Source organism: Burkholderia singularis (assembly GCF_001718875.1).
GTDB classification, from domain to species: Bacteria; Pseudomonadota; Gammaproteobacteria; order Burkholderiales; family Burkholderiaceae; genus Burkholderia; species Burkholderia singularis.
Genome location: NZ_CP013448.1, coordinates 3392228 through 3416546, shown reverse-complemented (window position 1 = coordinate 3416546; position 24319 = coordinate 3392228). Strand labels below are relative to the sequence as shown.

Annotated in this window: 21 protein-coding genes and 1 riboswitch; of the genes, 7 read left to right on the top strand and 14 right to left on the bottom strand. The window is 66.5% G+C overall.

The genetic code is table 11. The features are described from left to right. Position 1: 1 nt before the first annotated feature. The 7 genes from lnt to AQ611_RS15055 form a co-directional block, all read right to left on the bottom strand. Positions 2-1693, bottom strand: a complete 1692-nt coding sequence (lnt, locus tag AQ611_RS15090) for an apolipoprotein N-acyltransferase (protein ID WP_069234961.1) — start codon at positions 1691-1693, stop codon at positions 2-4. An 84-nt stretch (positions 1694-1777) separates the two neighbouring features. Continuing rightward, positions 1778-2668, bottom strand: a complete 891-nt coding sequence (locus AQ611_RS15085; protein WP_059519610.1) for an HlyC/CorC family transporter — start codon at positions 2666-2668, stop codon at positions 1778-1780. 430 nt (positions 2669-3098) lie between these two features. Beyond that, positions 3099-3737: a gamma-glutamylcyclotransferase gene (locus tag AQ611_RS15075; protein ID WP_069234959.1), complete on the bottom strand. Its 639-nt coding sequence runs from the start codon at positions 3735-3737 to the stop codon at positions 3099-3101. An 18-nt stretch (positions 3738-3755) separates the two neighbouring features. Next, on the bottom strand, positions 3756-4538 hold the full coding sequence (gene ybeY / locus AQ611_RS15070) for an rRNA maturation RNase YbeY (RefSeq protein ID WP_069235340.1): 783 nt from the start codon (positions 4536-4538) through the stop codon (positions 3756-3758). Positions 4539-4799: 261 nt separating this feature from the next. After that, positions 4800-5843: a PhoH family protein gene (locus tag AQ611_RS15065; protein WP_069234958.1), complete on the bottom strand. Its 1044-nt coding sequence runs from the start codon at positions 5841-5843 to the stop codon at positions 4800-4802. Between the two features lie 35 nt (positions 5844-5878). Then, complete coding sequence (miaB, locus tag AQ611_RS15060; protein WP_059519614.1) at positions 5879-7279, bottom strand: tRNA (N6-isopentenyl adenosine(37)-C2)-methylthiotransferase MiaB; 1401 nt, start codon at positions 7277-7279, stop codon at positions 5879-5881. Between the two features lie 260 nt (positions 7280-7539). Then, complete coding sequence (locus AQ611_RS15055; protein ID WP_069235339.1) at positions 7540-8472, bottom strand: LysR family transcriptional regulator; 933 nt, start codon at positions 8470-8472, stop codon at positions 7540-7542. A 157-nt stretch (positions 8473-8629) separates the two neighbouring features. Between AQ611_RS15055 and AQ611_RS15050 the strand changes: the two genes are divergently transcribed. The 3 genes from AQ611_RS15050 (at position 8630) to ribB (ending at position 11738) form a co-directional block, all read left to right on the top strand. Then, on the top strand, positions 8630-9802 hold the full coding sequence (locus AQ611_RS15050) for an MFS transporter (protein ID WP_069234957.1): 1173 nt from the start codon (positions 8630-8632) through the stop codon (positions 9800-9802). Positions 9803-9932: 130 nt separating this feature from the next. After that, complete coding sequence (locus AQ611_RS15045; protein ID WP_059519616.1) at positions 9933-10592, top strand: helix-turn-helix domain-containing protein; 660 nt, start codon at positions 9933-9935, stop codon at positions 10590-10592. A 122-nt stretch (positions 10593-10714) separates the two neighbouring features. Further along, positions 10715-10866: riboswitch (FMN riboswitch) on the top strand. A 131-nt stretch (positions 10867-10997) separates the two neighbouring features. Then, positions 10998-11738: a 3,4-dihydroxy-2-butanone-4-phosphate synthase gene (gene ribB / locus AQ611_RS15040; protein WP_069235338.1), complete on the top strand. Its 741-nt coding sequence runs from the start codon at positions 10998-11000 to the stop codon at positions 11736-11738. A gap of 59 nt (positions 11739-11797) precedes the next feature. Here the strand turns inward: ribB and AQ611_RS15035 are convergent, their stop codons facing one another. From AQ611_RS15035 to glpD, 4 genes are all read right to left on the bottom strand, one after another. Continuing rightward, positions 11798-12484 (bottom strand): HAD family hydrolase, encoded by a 687-nt coding sequence (locus tag AQ611_RS15035; RefSeq protein WP_069235337.1) that lies wholly within the window; start codon positions 12482-12484, stop codon positions 11798-11800. Between the two features lie 531 nt (positions 12485-13015). Continuing rightward, positions 13016-13732, bottom strand: a complete 717-nt coding sequence (locus AQ611_RS15030; RefSeq protein ID WP_059519617.1) for an MIP/aquaporin family protein — start codon at positions 13730-13732, stop codon at positions 13016-13018. Positions 13733-13856: 124 nt separating this feature from the next. Next, on the bottom strand, positions 13857-15359 hold the full coding sequence (gene glpK, locus AQ611_RS15025) for a glycerol kinase GlpK (protein WP_069234956.1): 1503 nt from the start codon (positions 15357-15359) through the stop codon (positions 13857-13859). A 102-nt stretch (positions 15360-15461) separates the two neighbouring features. After that, complete coding sequence (gene glpD / locus AQ611_RS15020) at positions 15462-16994, bottom strand: glycerol-3-phosphate dehydrogenase (RefSeq protein ID WP_069234955.1); 1533 nt, start codon at positions 16992-16994, stop codon at positions 15462-15464. Positions 16995-17156: 162 nt separating this feature from the next. Here glpD and AQ611_RS15015 point away from each other — a divergent pair, with 162 nt between their 5' ends. Next, the gene (locus tag AQ611_RS15015; protein WP_059519619.1) at positions 17157-17528 is read left to right on the top strand and encodes a hypothetical protein; all 372 of its coding nucleotides are present in this window, start codon (positions 17157-17159) and stop codon (positions 17526-17528) included. 59 nt (positions 17529-17587) lie between these two features. Here AQ611_RS15015 and AQ611_RS15010 read toward each other — a convergent pair whose 3' ends face one another. Together AQ611_RS15010 and AQ611_RS15005 are read right to left on the bottom strand one after the other, a co-directional pair. After that, on the bottom strand, positions 17588-17785 hold the full coding sequence (locus AQ611_RS15010) for a phage tail assembly chaperone (RefSeq protein WP_059519620.1): 198 nt from the start codon (positions 17783-17785) through the stop codon (positions 17588-17590). Positions 17786-18099: 314 nt separating this feature from the next. After that, a complete protein-coding gene (locus tag AQ611_RS15005; protein WP_069234954.1) occupies positions 18100-18879 on the bottom strand; it encodes a DeoR/GlpR family DNA-binding transcription regulator in 780 nt (259 codons plus the stop codon). A 322-nt stretch (positions 18880-19201) separates the two neighbouring features. On the opposite strand from AQ611_RS15005, the gene AQ611_RS15000 reads away from it, so the two are divergent. From AQ611_RS15000 to AQ611_RS14990, 3 genes are all read left to right on the top strand, one after another. Next, complete coding sequence (locus AQ611_RS15000) at positions 19202-20800, top strand: gamma-glutamyltransferase family protein (RefSeq protein ID WP_180978178.1); 1599 nt, start codon at positions 19202-19204, stop codon at positions 20798-20800. Positions 20801-21234: 434 nt separating this feature from the next. Beyond that, positions 21235-22062 carry a ferritin-like domain-containing protein gene (locus AQ611_RS14995; RefSeq protein WP_059519622.1) on the top strand — a complete coding sequence of 276 codons (828 nt, stop codon included), beginning with the start codon at positions 21235-21237 and terminating at the stop codon, positions 22060-22062. 52 nt (positions 22063-22114) lie between these two features. Next, entirely contained in the window at positions 22115-22618 is a 504-nt protein-coding gene (locus AQ611_RS14990; protein ID WP_069235335.1) for a hypothetical protein, read from the top strand. Between the two features lie 167 nt (positions 22619-22785). Here AQ611_RS14990 and AQ611_RS14985 read toward each other — a convergent pair whose 3' ends face one another. Then, positions 22786-24225 carry a DEAD/DEAH box helicase gene (locus tag AQ611_RS14985; protein WP_059519624.1) on the bottom strand — a complete coding sequence of 480 codons (1440 nt, stop codon included), beginning with the start codon at positions 24223-24225 and terminating at the stop codon, positions 22786-22788. Positions 24226-24319 lie beyond the last annotated feature (94 nt).

Here is a 24319-nt window from a genome sequence, read left to right as displayed (position 1 = left end):
GTCAGCCGCGCCGGCGCGATCTGCGCCCGAGCGCGAAACCGGCTGCGAGCAGCAGCAGCGAAAGCGCGAGCACCGTGCTGTCGCCGCTCATCACATACGGTGTGCGGCCCGCCGTGCCTTCGATCCGCACGTCGAGCGAGCCGATCGTGTAAGGCTTCAATCGGCCGATCACGCGCCCGCGCGCGTCGATCGCGGCCGTCATGCCGGTATTGGTCGCGCGCAGCATCGGCCGGCCCGTTTCGAGCGAGCGCATCCGCGCGATTTGCAGATGCTGGTCGAGCGCGATCGTGTCGCCGAACCACGCGAGATTCGTTGCGTTCACGAGCACGCCGGGCGACACCGGATTGTCGCGGATCGACGCGGCGATCTGCTCGCCGAAGAGATCCTCGTAGCAGATGTCGACCATCACCGGCTGGTTGCGCACGATGAAGGGCGGCTGCACGAGCGCGCCGCGCGCGAAATCGCCAAGCGGCATCTTCATCAGGTCGACGAACCAGCGAAAACCCCAAGGGATGAACTCGCCGAACGGCACCAGGTGGTGCTTGTCGTAACGGTAGATGTCGCGCGAATGCGGCGTCACGCCATACAGGCTGTTCGTGTAATCGACGATTCTGCCGTCCTCGGTGATCGTATCGCCCACCGCGCCGAACACGATCGACGTGTTCGTCGTGTCGCTGAACTGGCGGATCGCGCGGGCAAACGACTCGGGCAAGTCCTGGATCGTCATGACCGCTATTGCCGTTTCCGGCGTGACGATCAGATCGGCCGGCTTGTCGGTGATCATCTTTTGATACAGCTCGATCGCCGCGTCGATGCCCGCTTGCTCGAACTTGATCTCCTGTTTGACGTTGCCTTGCAGCAGCCGCACATCGAGCGGCGCGTTCGCGGGCACGGTCCACGGCACGAGCGCGAGCAGCGGGCCGGCCGCGACGAGCGCGAGTGCCGTGAGCGCCGGCGCGGCGGCGTTCGCCGCGCCCGCCGCGCCCGCCGCGTTCGCGGGGCGCGCGTCGCCCGGCGAGGCCGCCGCGCACCTGCCGGCGCGCACGCGGACGACCGCCTGCACCGCCAGAGCCGCGACGAGCGCGAGCACCCACGCGACGCCATAGACGCCGACGAGCGACGCATAGCCGGCAAGCGGCCCGTCGACTTGTGCGTAGCCGCTTGCGAGCCACGGAAAGCCGGTGAACACGGTGCCGCGCAGCCATTCGCCGACGGCCCACGCGCTCGCGAACGCGAACGCGTGATACCACGCCGGCGGCAACGGGCGTTGGCCGGCGGCAGCCGTGCGCTGCGCGCGCCGGGTGCACAACGACCAGAGCGCCGCCGCGAACGCGGGATAGATCGACAGATACGCGCAGAACAGTACAAGCGCGCCGCCCGCGAGCGGCGCGGCCATCTCGCCGTACACGTGCATGCTGATGTAGAGCCACCAGATGCCGGTGATGAAGTTGCCGAAGCCGAACGCGCCGCCCGTTGCCGCCGCTTGCGTCCAGCGGGTGGTGCGCGCGAGCTGCGCGAATAGCCACGCGAACACGGTGATTTGCAGCCAGCCGCCGTGCGGCGTCGGCGCGAACGTCAGCGTATTGGCCGCGCCCGCGAGCAGCGCGGCGGGATAATGCCAGACGGGCAGCGCGCTGCCGGCGGCCGTTGGGCAAGCGCCGTGCGGCGGGCGGGTCGAAATCGGTTCGGCCATGCGGGCGTCGGAGAAGCGTTGGAGAGGGCGGCTTGCGGGCCAGCCGGCGTCAAGGGCGGTGCCGATCGTGGCGCTATCGCGCGGTCATTCGGTTTCGCCGGCCGTGAGACCGCGCCGGCTCGCGAGTGGCGTGCGGCGCACGAGCAACACGTGGATCTGGCGGGCGTCGCCGCGCTGGATCTCGAATACCAGGTCGCCCAGGCGCACTTTTTCGCCGCGATGCGGCACGCGGCCGAAATGGTGCGTGATGAGTCCGCCGATCGTGTCGACTTCGTCATCCGAAAAATGGGTGCCGAACGTTTCGTTGAATTGCTCGATCTCGGTGAGCGCGCGGACGCGATAGCGGCCGTCCGGAGCGGCGATGATGTTGCCCGCTTCCTCATCGAAATCGTATTCGTCCTCGATGTCGCCGACGATCTGCTCGAGCACATCCTCGATCGTGATGAGGCCCGCGACGCCGCCGTATTCGTCGACGACGATCGCGAGGTGGTTTCGATTCACGCGGAAATCGTGCAGCAGCACGTTCAGCCGCTTCGATTCGGGGATAAAGACGGCGGGGCGCAGCATTCCGCGCACGTCGAATTCCTCTTCGGCGTAAAAGCGCAGCAAATCCTTCGCGAGCAGCACGCCGATGACGTTGTCGCGGTTGTCTTCGTAGACGGGGTAGCGCGAGTGCGCTTTTTCGAGCACGAACGGGATGAAATCCTCGGGCTTGTCGGCGATGTTGATCGCGTCCATTTGCGCGCGGGGCACCATGATGTCGCGCGCGCACAGGTCGGATACCTGGAACACCCCTTCGATCATCGACAGCGAATCAGCGTCGATCAGATTGCGTTCGTGCGCGTCCTGCAGGATTTCGAGGAGTTCGGCCCGCGATTCGGGCTCGGGCGAGATGAAGTCGGTCAGGCGCTCGAGCAGCGAGCGCTTTTCATGCGGTTTGTCGGTAGGCTTTCGACTGGGATACGAATCGTTCATGGTGGTGCGCTCCCGCTTGATGGAAAGCGCGCTGTCACGGAGTTGAGAAGGATACACCAAGGCCGTTGCGCTGCCGTGTCGGTCGTGCGGGGCACGCGGGCGGCGCGGATGCGGATTGGGCGATTGCGTTGCGGCTGCCCGCTCGGCTGCCTTCATCGTAGCGCAGAAACCGGCGAGCGGGCACTGGCGGCAAAGGCTTGCACGGGCAGTTGCGGCGACGGCCGGCGCGGGGGGCGCATGCACGGGCCGCGGCGGGCCGCGTGTTCGCGGGCCGTGGCGCGAGCCCGCAACGGGCGCGCGGGTTTTGCCGGCGGCCCGCATGGCGCGCGTCGCGATCGCTCTCGCATTGCGCGGCGCAGGGCCTCATTCGCATCGCATGGCGTGGCGCGATGGCCCCGCCGCAGCCGGCCGGCGCGCGGCGCGCCGCCCGCTAACGGCAACGCGCGAGCAGCGCCTCCAGTGCGCGGTCGGGCATCCCGCTGTCGCGCAGCGCGGCGACGGTGCGGCTCACGTAGTCGAGCGTCGTGCCGTAGCGGCCGCGCGCGCAGCCGAACACGGTCTTCACGATTTCGTCGGGCAGCCTGCCGGTGTAGGTCGGCGCGTCGCGCCGCATGACGAAGGCGAGCGCGCTGACGCGCTCGCCGTTCGCGAGCACGCACGGCAGCCACGCGGGACGGTACGAACCCATCGCCATCTCGCGCCGCCATAGCGCTTCGAGGTGCGGCATCGCGGTGCGGCCGGCGAGCTTGAATGCGAGCCCGGTACACGAGCCGCCGCGGTCGAGCGCGAGCACGAGTCCCGGCTGCTCGGGCGTGCCGCGATTCACGCGCGACCACAAATAGAGTCCGCGATGATAGCCGTGAATCTTCGCGCGCACGGCCTCGGCGGTCGGCATGCCGGGGTTCCAGATCAGCGAGCCATAACCGAACAGCCACAGGTCGCTTATGCGATCCCAGTTGACGAGCGCCGCGGCGAGCGACGCCGCGAGTTCCGCGTCGCTCAGGTAGCGCGCTTCGCCGAGCGGCGGCGGATACGCGCAGGCGGGCAGCATGGGGGCAGGGCGGTCCACGGCTGACGGCTGCGCGGATCAGCGATACGGATTCGGAAAGCCGAGTCGCGCGAGGATATCGACTTCGAGCGCTTCCATTTCGGCGGCATCCGCTTTGCCCCGCTCGTGATCGTAGCCCTGCGCGTGCAGCGCGCCGTGCACGAGCAGATGCGCGTAGTGCGCGACGAGCGTTTTGCCTTGCGTGCGCGCTTCCTTCTCGACGACGGGGCAGCACAGCACGAGATCGGCGACCGTCGCGCCGTCCGGCTCGTTGCCGTATGCGAAGGTCAGCACGTTGGTCGGGTAGTCTTTGTGCCGGTAGCTTGCGTTGAGCGCGCGGCCTTCGGTTTCACCGACGAAGCGCACGGTGAACTGGGCGTCGGCGAACAGCGCTGCCTCGAGCCATTCGGCGATCACCTTGCGCTTGGGCAGCGTCTTGCGCTGCGCATCGCCGATTTCGTCGCCATATTGGAGCGCAAGGTCGAGTTCGGGCTCGCGCGCCTCATCGGCTTCGTCATGCACATGGTCGGGGTTCTCGTCGGCGCCGACCGCGACGATCACGCTGTCGTAATGCTCGGGACGCAGCGCGAGGCTCGCGCGCAGCGCCGGGTTCGCATGCTGCGCGACGATCGCGACGGCTGCGTCGCCCGAGTGGCCGGACAGGTCGAACATCAGGCTGCGGCCGTCGGCGAAATCGACGCGCAGCGCTTGCGCATCGATCGTTTTGACTTTGCCTTTGGCGTCGAACAACGACAGGCGGGGAGCTTCAGTTTGCGCCGCGTCGGCGTGCGCGGGCTTTTTCGGAGGACGAGACGATTTCATCACGCTTACGTCGGTTTGAACGCGCTGAGGATACACCAAATGGACAGGCGTCCGGCGATGGTTGGGGAGGAGTATCGCACCGGTGAAGCGGGGGGCTTGCGTAGCTTGATCATCGAGTCTCGCCGCCGCGCCGGATCTGGCGGCAGAGGCGAACTCGGCGTGCGCCCCGCGCGATGTGGCGCGGGGCGCCCTTTTCCGCCGGAAAAGGCGGGCCTTCGGAAGCGGCGGCGCTCGCAAGCCCGTTGCCGGCGCGAACCGGCCCTAGTCGTCCTGCCGCTGCGCGTGGAATTCGTCATACGCCTCGACGATCCGCGCGACGAGCGGATGCCGGACCACATCGGCGCTCGAGAAGCGCGTGAGCGCGATGCCGCGCACGCCGGAGAGCACCTGTTGGGCCTCGATGAGGCCGCTCTTGTGGCCGCGCGGCAGATCGACCTGCGTCGTGTCGCCGGTGACGACCGCCTTCGAGCCGAAACCGATCCGAGTGAGAAACATCTTCATCTGCTCGGGCGTCGTGTTCTGCGCCTCGTCGAGGATGATGAACGCGTGGTTCAGCGTGCGCCCGCGCATATAGGCGAGCGGCGCGATCTCGATCATCTGGCGCTCGAACATCTTCGCGGTTTTGTCGAAGCCGAGCAGATCGTACAGCGCGTCGTACAGCGGCCGCAGATACGGATCGACCTTCTGCGCGAGATCGCCCGGCAGAAAGCCGAGCCGCTCGCCCGCCTCGACGGCCGGGCGCGTCAGCACGATCCGCTTGACCTGGTCGCGCTCGAGCGCGTCGACCGCGCACGCGACCGCCAGATACGTCTTGCCGGTGCCCGCCGGCCCGACGCCGAACGTGACGTCGTGCGACAGAATCTGCTTCAGGTACTCGCGCTGCGCGGGCGTGCGGCCGCGCAGATCGGCGCGGCGCGTGTAGAGCTTGGGCGCCGCGTCGTCGCCGGCGGGTTCGCCGGCGGGCTCGTCGAACGGATGGTCGGGGTCGCCGCGCAGGCGCACGTCGATTTCGTCGTCGTCGCCGGTGCGGCGCGGGTTGCCCGGATGGCGCGCCTCGACGAGCGCGAGCTGGATGTCGTCGACCGACAGGGGATCACGCGCGCGGTTGTAGAAATTCTCGAGCGCGGCGAGCGCGAGCTTGGCGCCGCGGCCGCGGATCGCGATCCGGTGGCCGCGACGCGATAGCGTCACGTCGAGCGCCTGTTCGATCTGGCGCAGATTTTCGTCGAGCGGGCCGCAGAGGTTGGCCAGGCGCGCGTTGTCGTCGCGCGGCGCGGTGAATTCCAGTGCTTGGGCGGTTTTCAAAGTGGTGTCAGGCTCCAGCGATGGCGGGTATCGCGTCAATGCGTGTTCGTGCTTGCATCGTCGTGCGCGAGCACCAGCTCGCCGCGCAGCGAATGCGGATAAGCGTGATTGATCGTCACGTCGACCATCTGGCCGATCAGGCGCGGGTGCGATGCGACGGGGGCGGGGAAATTGACGACCCGGTTGTTCTCGGTGCGTCCCGCGAGTTCGTTCGGATCCTTGCGCGACGGCCCTTCGACGAGAATCCGCTCGACCTTGCCGACCATCGCCTCGCTGATCCGGACGACGTTCGCATCGATGGTCGCCTGCAGATGTTGCAGCCGTTTGAGCTTGATCTCGCGCGGCGTGTCGTCCGCGAGGTTCGCGGCCGGCGTGCCGGGGCGCGGGCTGTAGATGAACGAGAAGCTGGTGTCGTAGTTCATTTCGTCGACGAGTTTCATCGTCTTGTCGAAATCGGCGTCGGTCTCGCCGGGAAAGCCGACGATGATGTCGGTCGACAGCGAGAGATTCGGGCGGATCGCGCGCAGCTTGCGAATCACCGATTTGTATTCGAGCACCGTGTAGCCGCGTTTCATGGCCATCAGAATCCGGTCGCAGCCGTGCTGGACCGGCAGGTGCAGGTGATCGACGAGCTTGTCGACCTTCGCGTACACGTCGATCAGCCGCTGCGTGAACTCCTTCGGATGAGACGTCGTGTAACGGATGCGCTCGATGCCGGGAATCTCGGCGACGTATTCGATCAGCGTGGCGAAATCGGCGATCTCGTGCGATCCGGACGAAGCCCCCTTGGCGGACGAGCCGCGGGTCAGCGCGCCGCGATAGGCGTTCACGTTCTGGCCGAGCAGCGTCACCTCGCGCACGCCCTGGTCGGCGAGGCCGGCAATTTCGGTCAGCACGTCGTCGAGCGGACGCGACACTTCGTCGCCGCGCGTATACGGCACGACGCAGTAGCTGCAGAACTTGCTGCAGCCTTCCATGATCGACACGAACGCGCTCGGCCCCTCGACGCGCGCGGGCGGCAGATGATCGAACTTCTCGATTTCGGGAAACGTGATGTCGACTTGCGCGCGGCCGCTTGCGCGGCGCGCGTCGATCATCTTCGGCAGCCGGTGCAGCGTTTGCGGGCCGAACACCAGATCGACGTAAGGCGCGCGCGCGACGATCGACGCGCCTTCCTGGCTCGCGACGCAGCCGCCGACGCCGATCAACAGATCCGGCTTGGCCTCCTTCAGCTCGCGCACGCGGCCGAGATCGGAAAACACTTTCTCCTGCGCCTTCTCGCGCACCGAGCAGGTGTTGAACAGGATGATGTCCGCGTCCTCGGGGGAGTCGGTCTTCTCCAGCCCTTCGGCGGCGTGGAGCACGTCGACCATTTTGTCCGAGTCGTACTCGTTCATCTGGCAGCCGAAGGTCTTGACGTAAACTTTTTTGGTCATGAGGGTTCGCCGTTCGCAGTGGTTGACCTGGGGGCGTCGTTCAAATCGATTGGGGGGACGGATCGGTGCGACGCGGCGCGCACGGCCGCAGGTGCCGATGTGCGCGTCGCGAGGGGAGGATGCCGCCGGGAAAGCTTTCTATTATAGCTTTTCGGGGCGCCCGGCGAGCGATGAAACCGGATGGGCAACGGCGCTGGCGGTGCGGCCGCGTCGCGCGGATTCGGGCGCACCGGCCTGGCCGGTATGCTGGCCCGCCCGCGTCACCGGCACGCGTTCAATAAATCGTCGAGCGCGGCTTCTTCCTGCGCGAAGCGCTCGACGAGGTAATCGAGCAGCACGCGCACGCGCGGCGGCATGTAGCGCTTGCTGTGATAGATCGCGTGCAGCGGCGCATCGTGGTGCCGCCAGTCGGGCAGCAGCACTTGTAGACGGCCCGCGCGGACGTCGCCCGCGATATCCCAGATCGATTTCAGCGCGATCCCGTAGCCGCGGATCGTCCATTCGCGCGTGAGGCCGCCGTCGTTCGTCTCGTGCGCGTTATCGAGCGGCACGGTGTAGGTTTGCGTTTCGTCGCCGCGCGTGAAGCGCCACACGTTCATCGGCCCGGACGCGATCGTGATTACGTTGCACGGAAAACGCGCCAGATCGTGCGGGTCCTTCGGCGCGCCGTGCGCCGCGACGAACGCGGGCGACGCGCACAGCACGCGCCGGTTCGTCGCGAGGCGCCGCGCGACGAGCGCGCCGTCCGGCGGCGCCGCGAAGCGGATCGCGAGGTCGATCTCGTCCTGCCACAGATTCGACGACGAATCGGACGCCGTGAGCGAAAACCGCACGTCCGGATAGCGGACGATGAAGGCGTCGAGCCAGTCGAGCAGCAGATGGCGGCCGAAATCCGACGTCGACGACAGCCGCACCTTGCCGCTCACGGCATGGCGGCCCTCCTGCAGCATCGCGTCGGCGTCGTCGAGCGCTTGCAGCGCTTGGCGGCAGCAGTTCAGATAGAGCCGCCCTTCGTCGGTGAGCCGCAGCCGGCGCGTCGAGCGCTCGAACAGGCGCGTCGACACCTGTGCCTCGAGCTTCGCAAGCCGCGCGCTCGCGGCGGCGGGCGTCAAGTTGAGCTTGCGTCCCGCAGCCGACAGGCTGCCCAGTTCCGCAGCCTCGACGAACAAGCGGATATCTCCCAGTCGGTCCATGCGATTTTTCAACGGCGTTTGAAAATGCTTCAAATGCTACGCCCATTATCAAAAATTCACTGATTCGAGACAATGCGCGCTCGTTGCGGTGCGGGATAAACGGTGACGCCGCGCTTGCCGTCAGGATTTGCATCAGAACTTGGATCAGGAGAATTCCATGCCTTTACCGTTGCTCGCGCTCGCGATCAGCGCTTTCGCGATCGGCACCACCGAATTCGTCATCATGGGCTTGCTGCCCGATGTCGCGCGCGACCTCGCGGTGACGCTGCCCGCCGCCGGCCTGCTCGTGAGCGGCTATGCGCTCGGCGTCGCGGCGGGGGCGCCGCTTCTTGCCGTGCTTACGAGCCGGATGCCGCGCAAGGCGGCGCTGCAATGGCTGATGGCGATCTTCATCGTCGGCAACGTGCTGTGCGCGCTCGCGCACGGCTACGCCATGCTGATGGTCGCGCGCGTGGTCACATCGTTCGCGCACGGCTCGTTTTTCGGGATCGGCTCGGTCGTCGCCGCATCGCTGGTGCCGCCGACCAAGCGGGCGAGCGCGATCGCATTGATGTTTACCGGGCTCACGCTCGCGACCGTGCTCGGCGTGCCGTTCGGCACCTTCGTCGGCCAGACGCTCGGCTGGCGCACGACGTTCTGGATCGTCGCGGCGCTTGGCGTCGCGTCGCTCACGGGTATCGCCGCGCTCGTGCCGAAGCAGCCCGATGCGGCGCGCGTCGCGTTCGGCCGCGAGCTGAGCGTGCTGAAAGAGCCGCAGGTATGGCTCGCGCTCGCGATGACGGTGCTCGGCTTCGGCGGCGTGTTCGTCGTGTTCACGTATATCACGCCGATTCTCGAGGACGTGACGGGTTTCGCGCCGCGTTCGGTCGCATTGATCCTCGTGCTGTTCGGCGTCGGGCTCACGATCGGCAACATGATTGGCGGCAGGCTCGCGGATCGCGCGTTGATGCGCTCGCTGATCGCGATCCTTGCCGTGCTCGCGGCGGTGATGGCGGTGTTCGCGAGAACCAGCCATCTGCCCGTCGCGGCCGCCGTCACTGTGTTCGTTTGGGGGATCGCCGCGTTCGCGACGGTGCCGCCATTGCAGATGCGCGTCGTCGAGAAGGCCGCGCATGCGCCGAATCTCGCGTCGACGCTCAATATCGGCGCGTTCAACGCGGGCAATGCGGGCGGTGCGTGGCTGGGCGGCGTCGCGCTTACGCACGGCTTGGCGCTCGATGCGCTGCCCTGGGTGGCGGCCGCGGTCACGCTCGCGGCGATCGCGGTCACGGCGCTCGCCGCGCGGCTCGATGCGCGAGCGTCGGCCGGGGCGGCTGCAGCGGCGCGATGACATACGGTGGCGCGCTGTCCTCTGCAATCCTGATAACAGTGTGAAGATAACTTTGTTTGACCGGCGCGACGCGGGTGCTAGTCTTGCCTCACTTGAGTTCTGGGCTGGTTGTGGCCTTGGAGGTAACGTCATGCATTCTCCGTTGGCGCTCGTGCGCGAAGTGTCTTCCACGGATGCCGCCGCGTCGGCTGCGGCCTCGCATGAATTCGACGCGCTCGAGCGGCTCGTCGGCGTGAATCTCGCCCGCTTGCGCGCTGAGCGCCAGTTGTCGCTCGATGCGCTCGCGCGGCTGTCCGGCGTGTCGCGCGCGATGCTCGCGCAGATCGAATCGGCGCGCAGCGTGCCGTCGATCAAGGTGCTCTGCAAGGTCGCGGCGGCGCTGAAGGTATCGGTCGCCGCGTTTCTGCGGCGGCATGCGCTCAACGGCTTCGAGCATCTGGCCGCCGATCGCGCGGTGCGCGTCGTCAGCTCGAATGGGCGTTTCTCCGCGCGCGCGCTTTATCCGGAAGGCGAATCCGCCGTTGCCGAATTCCACGAGTTGCGCATTTCGCCGCTGCATACCGAGGCCGGTACGCCGCGCGCGCCGGGCACGAGCATCAATCTCGTCGTCAGCGAAGGCACGCTCGAGCTGAGCGTGCATGATCGCCGCCAATTGCTCGCGACGGGCGACGCCATCGTGTTCGACGCCGATCAGCCGTATACGCTGCGCAACCCGGGCGATACCGAGGCGCGCGCGTTTCGCGTCACGGTGAATGCGGAGATTCCGCCGCGTTGGCAGGTGCCGGCATAGCGGCTTGCCCGGCGCGGCAAGCGCGCCGGTTTAGACAGTGTCTTCAGTAGGGTTTTGGCGGGTTCTCGCTGCGGCGATTTCCGCGCTGTTGTATGCTTCATCCGCCGGTCGATCCGGCATTCATACGTCTTCAGGGCGGGGCGGAATTCCCCACCGGCGGTAGGCCGGCCTAGTGCCGGCAAGCCCGCGAGCGCCCGCGCGATGATGCGCGGGGTCAGCAGATCTGGTCCGATGCCAGAGCCGACGGTCACAGTCCGGATGAAAGAAGATGTGCAGATGGTCCAGTGCGCGGCCTCGTCTGGCGCGGTGTTGTCCGCGTGCCGCGCCGGCGGCGTCGCGCTGTCTATTTGCAAAGCCCTGAAACGTTTTTCGCCCAATTTTTATCCGCGAGGAGCGTTTCACATCATGTCTTTTCCGTTGCCTTTGTCGTCGGCTCCCGCCGATGCATTTTCCGATCTTCCGTTGCTCGAAACCGAACCGGTGCCGCCGCGCATCGCTGCCGCGCTCGCCGCATTGCGAGCGGGGCGCGCGGTCGTGCTGCAGGATGATCACGATCGCGAGAACGAAGCTGATCTGATCGTCGCCGCCGAGCGGTTGAGCACCGAAACGATGGCGCTGCTCATTCGCGAATGCAGCGGCATCGTGTGCCTGTGCCTGACCGATGCGAAGGTGCGCGCGCTCGAATTGCCGCCGATGGCGGTATTGAACGAGAGCAGGAACGGCACGGCGTTCACGGTGTCGATCGAGGCGCGCGTCGGCGTATCGACGGGGGTGTCGGCGGCCGATCGCGTGACGACGATCCGCGCGGCGATTGCCGACGATGCGAAACCGTCCGATATCGTGCGGCCCGGCCACGTGTTCCCGCTGCGCGCGGCGCCCGGCGGCGTGCTGGCGCGGCGCGGCCACACCGAAGGCACCGTCGATCTCGCGATTCTCGCGGGCCTGCAGCCGGCGGGCGTGCTGTGCGAGCTGATGAATCCGGACGGCACGATGACGCGCGGCGCGGATGTCGAACGCTTTGCCGAGCGGCATGGGCTGCCGATGCTGACGATCGCCGAATTGGTGGCGTTTCGCGCGCGCCTTGCTGCGCTGCGCGAGCGCGAAGCGCGAGAGGCGCACGACGCGTACTGCGCGGACCCGGCGTAAGCCGGTGTAGCGCGTCTGCCGCATGCATCGCGGCAGGCGCCGCGGCCGGCCGCGCGATTTCAGGACTGCGCGTTGCCGAACTTGCCTTGCATGCCCGCGTCGACGAGCGCGGGCAATTCCTCCATCGAACCGATGATTCGCGCGATCCCCATGTTGCGCAGCGTATCCGCGTAGCCTTCGGGGATGTGGCTCGCGCCGACGAACGCGATCGTCTTCATGCCGGCCGCGCGCGCCGCATTCAGCCCCGACACGCTGTCCTCGACCACGACGCAGCGCGCCGGCTCGACGCCGAGCGCCTGGGCCGCATGCAGGTAGACATCCGGGTAGGGTTTGGGGCGCGCGACTTGCTGCGCGCTGAAAATGCGCTCGCCGAATACGTCGGTGAGCGACGCGCGTTCGAGCGAGCGCCGCACCCGCTCGAGGCGGCTGTTCGACACGACGGCCGCGGGCAGGGGAATTTTCGCCAATGCATCGCGCACGCCGTTGATCGGCTTGAGCTGTTGCGCGAGCGCGATTTCGATGTTGCGCTCGATCGTCTCGAGAAAATCCGCCGGCATCACGATGCCGTGGCGTGTTTCGAGGCCGGCTAGAAAGCGCGACGTTTGCTGGCCGAATGCGGCTTTTGCGTCGGCCTCGAAATCGATCGCGGGGAACGTGGCGGACAGTGTGTCGAACAGCACGCGATCGGCGATCACTTCACTGTCGACGAGCACGCCGTCGCAATCGCAGATGAGATGGTCAAGCATGGGGAAACGGAATGAGGAATGCAACGAAGCGTCATGATACGTGCTTTGGCGCGGCGCACGCTCGATGCGCGAGCGTAAGCGTGCGGCGCCGCAGCGGTGTGATGGCGGCGATGGCCGTCGCGGTGCCTTGGCGGTTATCGCCATCCATGCAGCGTACCCGTCGCGCGTTTGCCCCTTTGCTTTGCGTAACGGCTCAAGCGGCCGAGCCGCGCTGCCATCGCATTCGAACCGGTGACGCGCGGTGGCGGGCGCAATGTGTACCATCGCCGCTCGATGCGCGAGCGGCGAACAGCCGGCGACGCCGAGCGCGCCGATCGGCGCGAACCGTCGCGGCGAGCAGGCCGGGCGGCGTGTGCTGGTAACCGGCGCTGCCGCGTTGTTGCCGCAGGCTCGTCCGCCGCGCCCGGCGAGCGCCACGCAAGCGCCACTCAAGCGCCACTCAAGCGCCCGCCGAGGCCGGCTCCAACAAAAACCCCTTCGCGCGTTGCCGCGCGAAGGGGCGATATTTCGTACCGAGGCGCGCTGCTTGGCTCAGTGCGTCGCGTGCAGGTACAGATAGAGATTGGCCGCGAGCACGCCGCCGACGAGCGGGCCGATCACCGGAATCCACGCATAGCGCCAGTCGCTGTCGCGCTTGCCGGGAATCGGCAGCAGCGCGTGCATGATGCGCGGCGAGAGGTCGCGCGCGGGGCTCATCGCGTAGCCCGTCGGCCCGCCGAGCGAGATGCCGATACCGAGCACCAGAAGGCCGACGGGCAGCGCGTCGAGCGCACCCAGGCCGACTTGCGGCGATGCGAGATACAACACGCCGAGAATCAGCACGAACGTACAGATCGCTTCGGTCAGCACGTTGTGCGCGACGCTGCGGATCGCGGGCGCGGTGCAGAACACGGCGAGCTTCAGGTCGGGATCGGCTTCCTTCGCGAAGTGCTGGCGATACGCGAGCCAGACGAGCAGCGCGCCCGCCATGCCGCCCAGCATTTGCGATACGACATAGCCGGCCACCTTCGACCAAGCGAACTTGCCCGCGAGCGCGAGGCTGATCGTGACGATCGGATTCAGGTGCGCGCCGGAGAACGACGCGGTCACGTAGACCGCGACGAACACCGCCATCGCCCAGCCCATCACGATGACGATGAGGTCGGCGCCTTTGCCTTTGGTGTTCGCAAGCAGCACGTTGGCGACCGCGCCGTTGCCGAGCAGCACGAGCAAAGCCGTGCCGATGAATTCTGCGATGTATGGTGACATGATTGTCTCTCTACCGTTGCGGCGGGCTCGCGGCTCGTATCGCGCGGCCCGCCTGCTTGTTGTGATGCGTTTTCGTGATGGATGCCGGCATGCAGCCGGCTCAGCCGGATCGGATCGAGCCGGCTCAGTGCGTGTCGTCCGCCCACGCCTTGGCCGCGCGCACGGCGCGCTGCCAGCCCGCGAGGCAGGTGTCGACCTGCGCGCTTGGCATCGCCGGCGCGAAGCGGTGCTCGAGCTGCCATTGGCTGCGCACTTCGTCGATGCTGCCCCAGTAGCCGATGGCGAGGCCCGCGAGATAGGCGGCGCCGAGCGCGGTCGTTTCGGTGATGCGCGGACGTACCACGTCCACGCCGAGCAGATCGGCCTGGAACTGCATCAGCAGGTTGTTCGCGCTCGCCCCGCCGTCGACGCGCAGCTCGCCGATCCGGATGCCCGAATCGGCTTCCATCGCCTTCAGCACGTCGAGCGACTGGTAGGCGATCGAATCGAGCGCCGCGCGCGCCAGATGCGCGGAGGTCGTGCCGCGCGTGACGCCGAACAGCGAGCCGCGCGCGCGCGCGTTCCAGTGCGGCGCGCCGAGGCCGGCGAAAGCGGGCACCAGATAGACGCCGTCGGTATGCGCGACGCTGTTTGCGAGCGCTTCGATCTCCGAGGCGCTCTTGATGATGCCGAGGCCGTCGCGCAGCCACTGGACGACCGCGCCCGCGATGAAGATGCTGCCTTCGAGCGCGTATGCAGTCTTGCCGCCCACTTGCCAGGCGATCGTCGTGACGAGATTGTTCTTCGACTCGATCGGCTTGTCGCCGGTGTTCATCATCAGGAAGCAGCCGGTGCCGTAGGTGTTCTTCACCATGCCGGACGTCGTGCACATCTGGCCGAAGAGCGCCGCTTGCTGGTCGCCCGCGATGCCGGCGAGCGGCAGTTTCGACGCGAACACCGTGGTCTTCGTGTGTCCGTAGATCTCGGACGACGCCTTCACCTGCGGCAGCATGCTGCGCGGGATATCGAGCGCGGTGAGCAGTTCGTCGTCCCAGTCGAGCGTGTGGATGTTGAAGAGCATCGTGCGCGACGCGTTCGTCACGTCGGTCACGTGCAGTTCGTGCTTGGTGAAGTTCCACACGAGCCAGCTGTCGACCGTGCCGAACGCGAGCTTGCCCTGGCGCGCCTTCTCGCGCGCACCGTCGACGTTGTCGAGAATCCAGCGGATCTTGGTCGCCGAGAAGTACGCGTCGATCGGCAAACCGGTTTTCGCCCGCACCTTTTCGCTCAAGCCCTGCGCCTTCAAGTGGTCGCAGAAATCGGCGGTGCGGCGATCCTGCCAGACGATCGCGTTATAGACCGGCAGGCCCGTGTCGCGATCCCAGACGATGGTCGTCTCGCGCTGGTTGGTGATGCCGATCGCGGCGATCGCCGTGCCGTTCAGGCCGACCCGCGTGACGGCTTCCGCTGCGACGCCCGCCTGCGTCGACCAGATTTCCTGCGGATCGTGCTCGACCCAGCCCGGCTGCGGGTAGATCTGCGCGAATTCCTTTTGCGCGATCGACACGATGTTGCCTTGTCGATCGAACAGCATGGCGCGGGAGCTGGTCGTGCCTTGGTCGAGCGCGAGGATGTACTGATCCTGCATTTGTCTCATCTCCATCCGTAGTTGTGATTAGCGCCGCAAATGCGGCGCATGCGTTGCGTTGCAGATTGGCCAGCCGATCTGCCGGTTACCGCCGGGCGCGCGTCAGCGCGCGACGCCCGCCGCCGCGCGCGCGCCGCCGAACCAGGCGTCGAGCGCCGCCGTCACGGTGTCGAGCGTGCCCGGCGTGACATGCAGGCCGAGCTTCGAGCGCCGCCACAGCACGTCATCCGCGCAGCGCGCCCATTCGACGTCGCGCAGATAACGCAATTCCGCTTCGTAGAGCCCCGGTGCGAACTCGGCGCCGAGTTCGGCAAGCGACTTCGCTTGACCGATCACGCGCTCGGCGCGCGTGCCGTAGGCACGCGCATAGCGGCGCGCGAGCGCGGCCGGCAGCCACGGGTAGCGTTTCGCGAAGCCATCGGCGAACGGCGCAAAGCGCGCCTCGGCGATGTCGCCGCCCGGCAGCGGCACGCCGGCCGTCCAGGCGCGCTGCGGCGAGCCGAGCACGTTGCACAGCAGATCGGTCGCCTCCTCGGCGAGCTTGCGAAACGTCGTGATCTTGCCGCCGAAAACGGACAGCAACGGCGCGCCTCGGCCATCGTCCATCTCGAGGCGATAGTCGCGCGTGACGGCCGACGGGTTGTCCGAGTTTTCGTCCTCGAGCAGCGGACGCACGCCGGAATATGTCCAGCAGACGTCGGCGGGCGAGATCTTACGCTTGAAATAGCGATTGATCGACTCGCAAAGATATTGCGTTTCGTCGCGGTCGATCGCGACGCACGCCGGATCGCTTTGATACGCGACGTCGGTCGTGCCGATCAACGTGAAATCGCGTTCGTATGGAATCGCGAAGATGATCCGCTTGTCCGGGTTCTGGAAAATGTATGCGTGGTCGTGATCGAACAGCCGGCGCGTGACGATGTGGCTGCCCTTGACGAGCCGCACGCTATGATGCGCGCCGCGCGCGAGCGCGCCGTGCAGCACGTCGCCGACCCACGGGCCCGCCGCATTCGCGATCGCGCGCGCGCGCACGGCGAGCGTCGAGCCGTCGGCGCGTTGCAGCTGCGCGAGCCATTCGTCGTCGCGGCGCTCGGCCGATACGAGCTTCGTGCGGGTGAGGATTTCGGCGCCGCGCTCTTTCGCATCGAGCGCGTTCAGCACGACGAGCCGCGCGTCGTCGACCCAGCCGTCGGAATAGACGAAGCCGCGCTTGATCGTGTCGACGAGCGGCGCGCCCGCCGGGTGGCGGCTCATGGTGATGCCGCGCGAGCCAGGCAGCAGCTCGCGCTTGGCGAGATGATCGTAGAGAAACAGGCCGATGCGGATCAGCCACGCCGGGCGCAGGTTCGGCATGTGCGGCATCACGAAGCGCAGTGGCCCGATGATGTGCGGCGCCGCGCGCAAGAGCGTCTCGCGTTCCTGGAGCGCCTTGCGCACGAGCCCGAATTCCTTGTATTCGAGATAGCGCAGGCCGCCGTGGATCAGCTTCGTGCTCGACGACGACGTATGCGATGCGAGGTCGTCCTGCTCGCAAACGAGCACGGACAGGCCGCGGCCGGCCGCGTCGCGCGCGATGCCCGCGCCGTTGACTCCTCCACCGACGACGAGCAGGTCATAGCGATGCTGTTGTGTCACCCTCTGTCCTATCTTTTCGTAATACAAAATAACCGAACTCGAAATGTTCGAAATCGAACTTTAGCGATCGAATTCGAAAAAGTAAAGTTCGCCTTGGCGGATCAGTGGCGCAGTGTGGGCTAACCGACGATACTGGCGGGACATTGTCTAGCGAGGTGACACATGCGGACCCTGATTGCGGCCGGCGCGTTGGCGTGCATGGCCGGATGCGCGGGTGGCGGCTTCCTGTCCGGGGCGTGGGGCGGGGCGTCGCTGGCCGAACTGCAACACACCTGCGGCGACGCGCGCGATTACGGCGACGATGCGGGCGCCGTCTATTCGGCGTTGTCCGATGCGTGGGTGGCCAAGCGTCACGGCAAGCTGACCGACGAGCGATTTTGCGCGTTCGAAAACGAACTTTCGCGGCAGTATGCGGCGCAGGCGTCGAGCCATGACCCGGCCGAGCGCGGCCGCTGGGTCAATTATTTGAACGAAGCGCGTGCGCGTGCGCTAAGCTGGCGCGCGGCAGTCGATCCGACGTTACGCGGCGGCTGATGCAGCGCGGATGAAGGAAAGGCGCGCCGGCGCACGCGGGATGCGCCGTGCACGGCGCATCATGAATAGCGCAGCTTGATCGAACGCAGCGCGGCATCGCCGCTTTCGGTCACGCAGTATTTTTTGCCGGAGCCGAGCGATTCCAGCTTTACGAGTTGCCGTTCAAGCAGCGCGTCGAGTTCGTCGCGGTCCATGTCGGCTTGATCGGGGGCATCCTTCACAAGCAACAGCGTGGCGAATTCATGCGGACTTAGCATCGTTCTCTCCAAGACAACCATACTGTCGAAATGGCCGGCGCACGAACCCGGCCGAGTTACCCAGCAAGGGAAGGCGTTGGGGGGAAAGCCGCTGCCCGGCCGTGATGCGATCGGCATCGCCCCGGTTGCACGTCACGCGTGCAACCGCGCCGGGGAATTGGAGTTTAGTCAAGCCGGCGGGCATCTACAAATCGCGCCCCAATAATTTTTTGATTGACATCAGGTGAACTGGCAAATGGCTTGGCAGGCGCGGCAATTCCTTGATTTCACTTGAAGTTCAGGGTGCGGCGCAGCAGCGTGCGGCACCTGGGCGGTCAGTCGGCGACGTAGACCTGCGTGCCCGCTTGGGTGATGGTCTCGGTCATTTCGTCGGGCGGCTGCTTGTCGGTGAAAAGGACGTGGATCTGATTCAGGTGCCCTTGGCGCACGAGCGCGGGGCGGCCGAATTTCGAATGATCGGTGACCAGATAGACGGTGCGGGCGTGCTCGATGATCGCCTCGGCCACCCGGACCTCCCGCGTGTCGAAATCGCGCAACGTGCCGTCGGTTTCGATCGCCGAGGTGCCGATGATCGCGTAATCGACCTTGAACTGGCGGATGAAATCGATCGCGAGTTCGCCGACGATGCCTTTGTCCCACGGCCGCACGATGCCGCCCGTGATCAGCACCTCGCATTCGGGGTAGCCGCTCATCATGCTCGCGACGTTCAGATTGTTCGTGATCACGCGCAGGCCGCGGTGGCGGTTCAGCGCCCGTGCGACCTCCTCGGTCGTCGTGCCGAGATTGATGAAGAGCGAAGCCTGATCCGGGATGTGCGATGCGGCGAGCGCCGCGATCCGGCGTTTCTCGTCGTGAAACATCCGCTGACGCGCGGTGTACGACACGTTTTCCGAACTGGTCGGCAGGCTCGCGCCGCCGTGGTAGCGGCGCAGCAGGTTCAGATCGGCGAGCCAGTTGACGTCGCGGCGGATGGTTTGCGGCGTGACGTTGAAATGTGCGGCAAGATCGTCGACGGTAACGAAGCCGTCGCGCTGCACCCATTCGAGCAGTTCCTGCTGGCGCGCGTTCAGGGTGAGGCGGGGGTCTCGTGTCATAGGCTGTTTCGGTGTCCGATTCGGCTCGATTGATCGGTGGGCGGGCGGTGTCCCCGCATTGTAAGGCGTGTTTGCGCGTATTCATGCTATTTGCGCATGGATTTATGTGACAAATGAATTTGTTGGAACGCTGCGTTCGCGATGCAATGACCGATTCCGCTTCGCCATCCGGGTGCCCATCATGAGTTCTTCTCCGAACACGCCGTCTGCGGCCCATCTTCGCGAAGCCGGCGATGCCGGCCGCGCCGGCGAACGGCGGCTCGAGACGCCGTTCGCCGGCGCGACGCCTTTCGTGTGGCGCAATCCGTACCCGACGACGCGTATGCCCGTGTTCGCGCGCAACATCGTATCGACATCGCATCCGCTGGCCGCACAGGCAGGGCTCAGAATGTTGTGGAAGGGCGGCAACGCGGTTGACGCGGCGCTTGCGGCGGCGGCCGTGCTGACGGTCGTCGAACCGGTGTCGTGCGGGCTTGGCGGCGACGCGTTCGCGCTCGTCTGGGACGGTGTGAAGCTCACCGGGCTCAATGCATCGGGTGTGGCGCCCGCGGGCTGGAGCATCGACTATTTCCGCCAGCGGCACGGCGAAGCGGGCAACGGCCTCGCGCGACAGCCGACGCGCGGCTGGGACACCGTCACGGTGCCCGGCGTGATCGCCGGCTGGGAGGCGTTGTCCGCGAAGTTCGGCTCATTGCCGTTTGCCGATCTGCTCGAGCCGGCGATCGAACTCGCCGAGCGAGGGCATGCGGTCGCGGCGATCGTCGCGCATAAATGGGCAGCGGCGGTGCCCGAACTCGCGGGGCAGCCGGGCTTTGCCGAAACCTTCATGCCGCGCGGGCGCGCTCCTGACGTGAGCGAACTCGTGCGCCTGCCGGGGCACGCGAAAACGCTGCGCACCCTTGCCGCCGAGGGCGCGCGCGCGTTCTACGAAGGCGAAATCGCCGAGACGATCGCCGCATTCTTCCGCGAAGGCGGCGGCGCGCTGACGGCCGCCGATCTGCGCGCGTACCGGCCCGAATGGGTCGAGCCGATTGGCCGCGATTACCTCGGCTACACGGTGCATGAAATTCCGCCGAACGGGCAGGGGATCGCCGCGCTGATCGCGCTCGGCATTGCCGAGCGCTTCGATCTCGCGAGCCTGCCGCTCGATTCCGCCGATGCGCAGCACGTGCAGATCGAGGCGATGAAGCTCGCGTTCGCCGACCTCTACCGCTATGTTGCCGATCCGCGCGCGATGACGGTCACGCCCGCGCAGATGCTCGACGACGCGTACCTGGACGCGCGCGCGAAACTGATCGACATGAAGCGCGCGACGCACTTCCGGTTCGGGATGCCGCGCGCGGGCGGCACGGTCTATCTGTCGGCGGCGGACGAGCGCGGAATGATGGTGAGCTTCATCCAGTCGAACTACATGGGCTTCGGCTCGGGGCTCGTCGTGCCGGGCACGGGCATTGCGTTGCAGAACCGCGGCGTGGGCTTTTCGATGGACCCGGCTTCGCCGAACGTCGTGGCGGGCGGCAAGCGGCCGTTTCACACGATCATTCCCGCGTTCGTCACGCGCGAGGCCGACGGCGTGCGCGAGGCGGTGATGAGTTTCGGCGTGATGGGCGGCGACATGCAGCCGCAAGGCCATCTGCAGACGATCGTGCGCATGCTCGGCTATGGCCAGCAGCCGCAGGCCGCGTGCGACGCGCCGCGCTGGAAGGTGAGCCGCACGTTCACGCTCGACGTCGAAGCGACCTTCGAGCCGGCCGTCGCGGCCGAACTGGCGGCCCGCGGCCACACGATCCAGTCGGTCGATGATCCTTATATGGACTTCGGTTCCGGCCAGTTCATCTGGCGGCTCGATTGCGACGAACCGGAGCGCGGCTATGTCGCGGCGAGCGACAGCCGGCGCGACGGCTTGGCGGCGGGGTACTGAGGGCGCCAACTAGTCAAGCACATCGGTTCTGGCGGAATAAGCCCGGCCGCGCCAAGTGTAATCCGACCGCCCGGGCCGTTTTGCGCGCGGCGCCGACGCATGCGGCGGCGTTGCCCGTGCGGTTCATCCGCCCGTATCGCGCCCGCCGGCACCCGCTGGCATTCGCCGCCGGTATGGGGGCACACGAAACGAAATGGCGCGCGGATTTATCCCGAGCCTTTCGAATTCCTCACATCGGATAACGGATTCTAATATTGCGTGATAATCGAACCGACGCTGCCGGTCGCGGTCATTGCTTCAAGACACGATCGAAAAAATCCGGCTAAGATGGCTGGATATGCCGAACAACCGATTGCAACGCGCCGCCTCCGGCGGGAAGCCGCGCGCAGCGTGGCTTTCATGATGGACGCGGGCGGTGCTTGGGAGCGCGAAACATGTTGGCTGACACCACGCACGAGATGCCTTGGCGCATCGAAGACATCGACCTGACGCGTATCGACCGTCAACGCGCGGTAGCGAACGAGGATTTGTTGCTGTTGCTGTGCGCTGCTTCGTTCATCGAAAGCGGCTCCGATCTGTACACGAGCAACCTAAGCCAGTTTTTCGACGACGATCCCGAAGTGTCCGCATGGCTCAACCATGAATGGGAGTGCGAGGAGCTGCAGCACGGCCGTGCGCTGAAGGCTTATATCGCCTACGTGTGGCCGGAGTTCGACTGGGATCTGGCGTTTGCGAATTTCTTCGACGAGTATTCGAAAACCTGCTCGCTCGAGGCGTTCGAGAAGACGCGTGCGCTCGAGATGGTCGCGCGCTGCGTCGTCGAGACGGGCACCGCGACGTTGTATCGCGCGATCAACGAATGCTCGGACGAGCCCGTGCTCAAGGAAATCACCGATAACATCCGCACCGACGAAGTGCGCCACTACAAGCACTTCTTCCGCTATTTCAAGAAGTACAACAAGATCGAGGGCAACGGCCGGCTCGCGGTGCTCGGCGCATTGACGCGGCGTGTGCTGGAGATCCGCAACGAGGATTCGGAAATTGCGTTGCGGCACGTATTCGCGGTTCGCTATCCGGATCGCGCGAGCGATTCCGCCCATTGCCGCGCGCTCACGGCGCGCGTGAGCGCGCTGGTGCGGCGTAATCTGTCCGCCGACATGTGCGTGAAGATGCTGCTCAAGCCGCTCGATTTGCCCGCGAAGATCCAGCCGAGCGTTCACTATCCGCTCGCGAAACTCACGCAACACGTGTTCTTTCGTTGATTTGATCGCGCGCAGGATAGGCGCGCAGAACCGTGTCGCAGGAAAAGCATCGATGACCGATCCGGACAGGCGCGCGTTCGAGCGTGCCGCCTATGACGCGTGGCCAGCCGCCGCGCTCGCGCTGCTCGACGGCGAAGCGCTCGCGAGCAAGGCGGGCTGGACGGCTGCGCTTGTGGTCGTCGATCGCGGCGTCGACCCGCCGCAGCCGCGCACGACGCTGCTGAGCGCGGGCGAGCTTTATGCGCCCGACGCGCATACGCTGCGCTTTTCGCTATGGCCGGATTCGCGCACCGCGCGTGCGCTCGTTGCATACCGCGCCGCGACGCTCACATTCGTCGCCGGTCACGCGTTCCATCAAGCGCAATTGCGTATCGACTCGATCGACTCGACCGTCGATGGCCTCGCGCGCTTCGCCGCGACGCTCATGGGCGGCGAAGCGCAGCGCGTCGGCTATGCGCGCGTGGTTTCGGGCATCACGTTCGAACTTGCCGCCGACGCCCCCGATGTGCTGGCCCGCTGGGCGCGGCAAATCGAGCAATTGAAGCGCGGCGGTTGAAGCGCGGCGATGAAGCGTGAAGCGCCCGGCAATGTGTGCGAACAAGCGCTTGCCGAGCGGGTGCTGCCGCAATGGCGCGTTGCGCCGGTTTCGTGCGTTGCGCCGCGCCGAGCTATCGCGCGATTACGCGGCTGCTCGGCGCGGTCGTTCGGCATCGGCATGGCCGATCAGCGTGCGCGCTGGCTTCGGCGCGCAGGACGGTCGCGATTCGCGGGCGCGTTGTTGCCGCCGGACGGACGGCCGTTGCCGCCGCCGTTGCGCGCCGGCGGCTGGGGTTTCGCCGACTTGGGTTGCGCAGATTTCGGCTGCTTCGGTTGCGTATTGCCGTCGCGCCGCGCGGTGCTCTGAGAGCCAGCCGGCTTCGGCTCGCGCGCGGCGCGCGGTGCGCGATTGCCGTCGCCTGCCGCGCCTTCCCGGCCGCCGCCCCGTTGCCCGCGCCGCTGAATCGGCTCCGGCTTTGCGTTTGGATCGGGCTCGAAGCCCGCAATCACCTGCTGCGGAATTTCGCGCTTGATGAGCCGCTCGATGTCGCGCAGCAATTGCTTCTCGTCGACACATACGAGTGACACCGCCTCGCCGTTCGCGCCGGCGCGGCCCGTGCGGCCGATGCGGTGCACGTAGTCCTCGGGCACGTTCGGCAGGTCGAAATTGACGACGTGCGGCAGTTGATCGATGTCGATCCCGCGCGCGGCGATATCGGTCGCCACGAGCACCTGCAGCGTATTGCTCTTGAATTCGGCAAGCGCGCGCGTGCGCGCCGATTGGCTCTTGTTGCCGTGGATCGCCATCGCGCTGATGCCGTCCTTCGTCAATTGTTCGGCGAGCCGGTTCGCGCCGTGCTTGGTGCGCGTGAACACGAGCACCTGGAACCAGTTGTGCTCGCGGATCAGGTGCGTGAGAAGTTCGCGCTTGCGGTCGCGATCGACCGGATGGATCTTCTGCGCGACCGTCTCCGCCGTCGTATTGCGCCGCGCGACCTCGATCAGCGCGGGGGAATCGAGCAGGTTGTCCGCGAGCGACTTGATCTCGTCGGAAAACGTCGCCGAGAACAGCAGGTTCTGGCGTTTTGCCGGCAGCTTCGCGAGTACGCGCTTGATATCGTGGATAAAACCCATGTCGAGCATCCGGTCGGCTTCGTCGAGCACGAGGATGTCGAGCTTGGACACGTCGATCGTTTTTTGCTGCATATGATCGAGCAGACGCCCTGGCGTCGCGACGACGATGTCGACGCCGCGTTTGAGCGCATCGATTTGCGGATTGATGCTGACGCCGCCGAACATCACGGTCGAGCGCAGCCGCAGGTACTTGCTGTACGCGCGCACGCTTTCCTCGACTTGTGCGGCAAGCTCGCGCGTCGGCGTCAGGATCAGCGCGCGCACCGCGCGCTGCGCGCTGCGGTTATCGGTGTAGAACGCGTGCAGGCGTTGCAGGATCGGCAGCGTGAAGCCGGCGGTCTTGCCGGTGCCGGTCTGCGCGCCGGCGAGCAGGTCGCCGCCGCCGAGCACGGCGGGAATGGCTTGGGCTTGGATCGGTGTGGGCTGCGTATAGCCCAGTTCGTTGACAGCCCGCACGAGCGGTTCGGCCAGGCCGAGAGAGGCGAAAGACATAAAGACTCTTGATTATTGGAAGGGCGGCGTCTCCGCACGGCCCGCGCGAAAAGGCGGACGTCGCCGAAAAAACAAAGGGCGCGGCCGCGGTTTC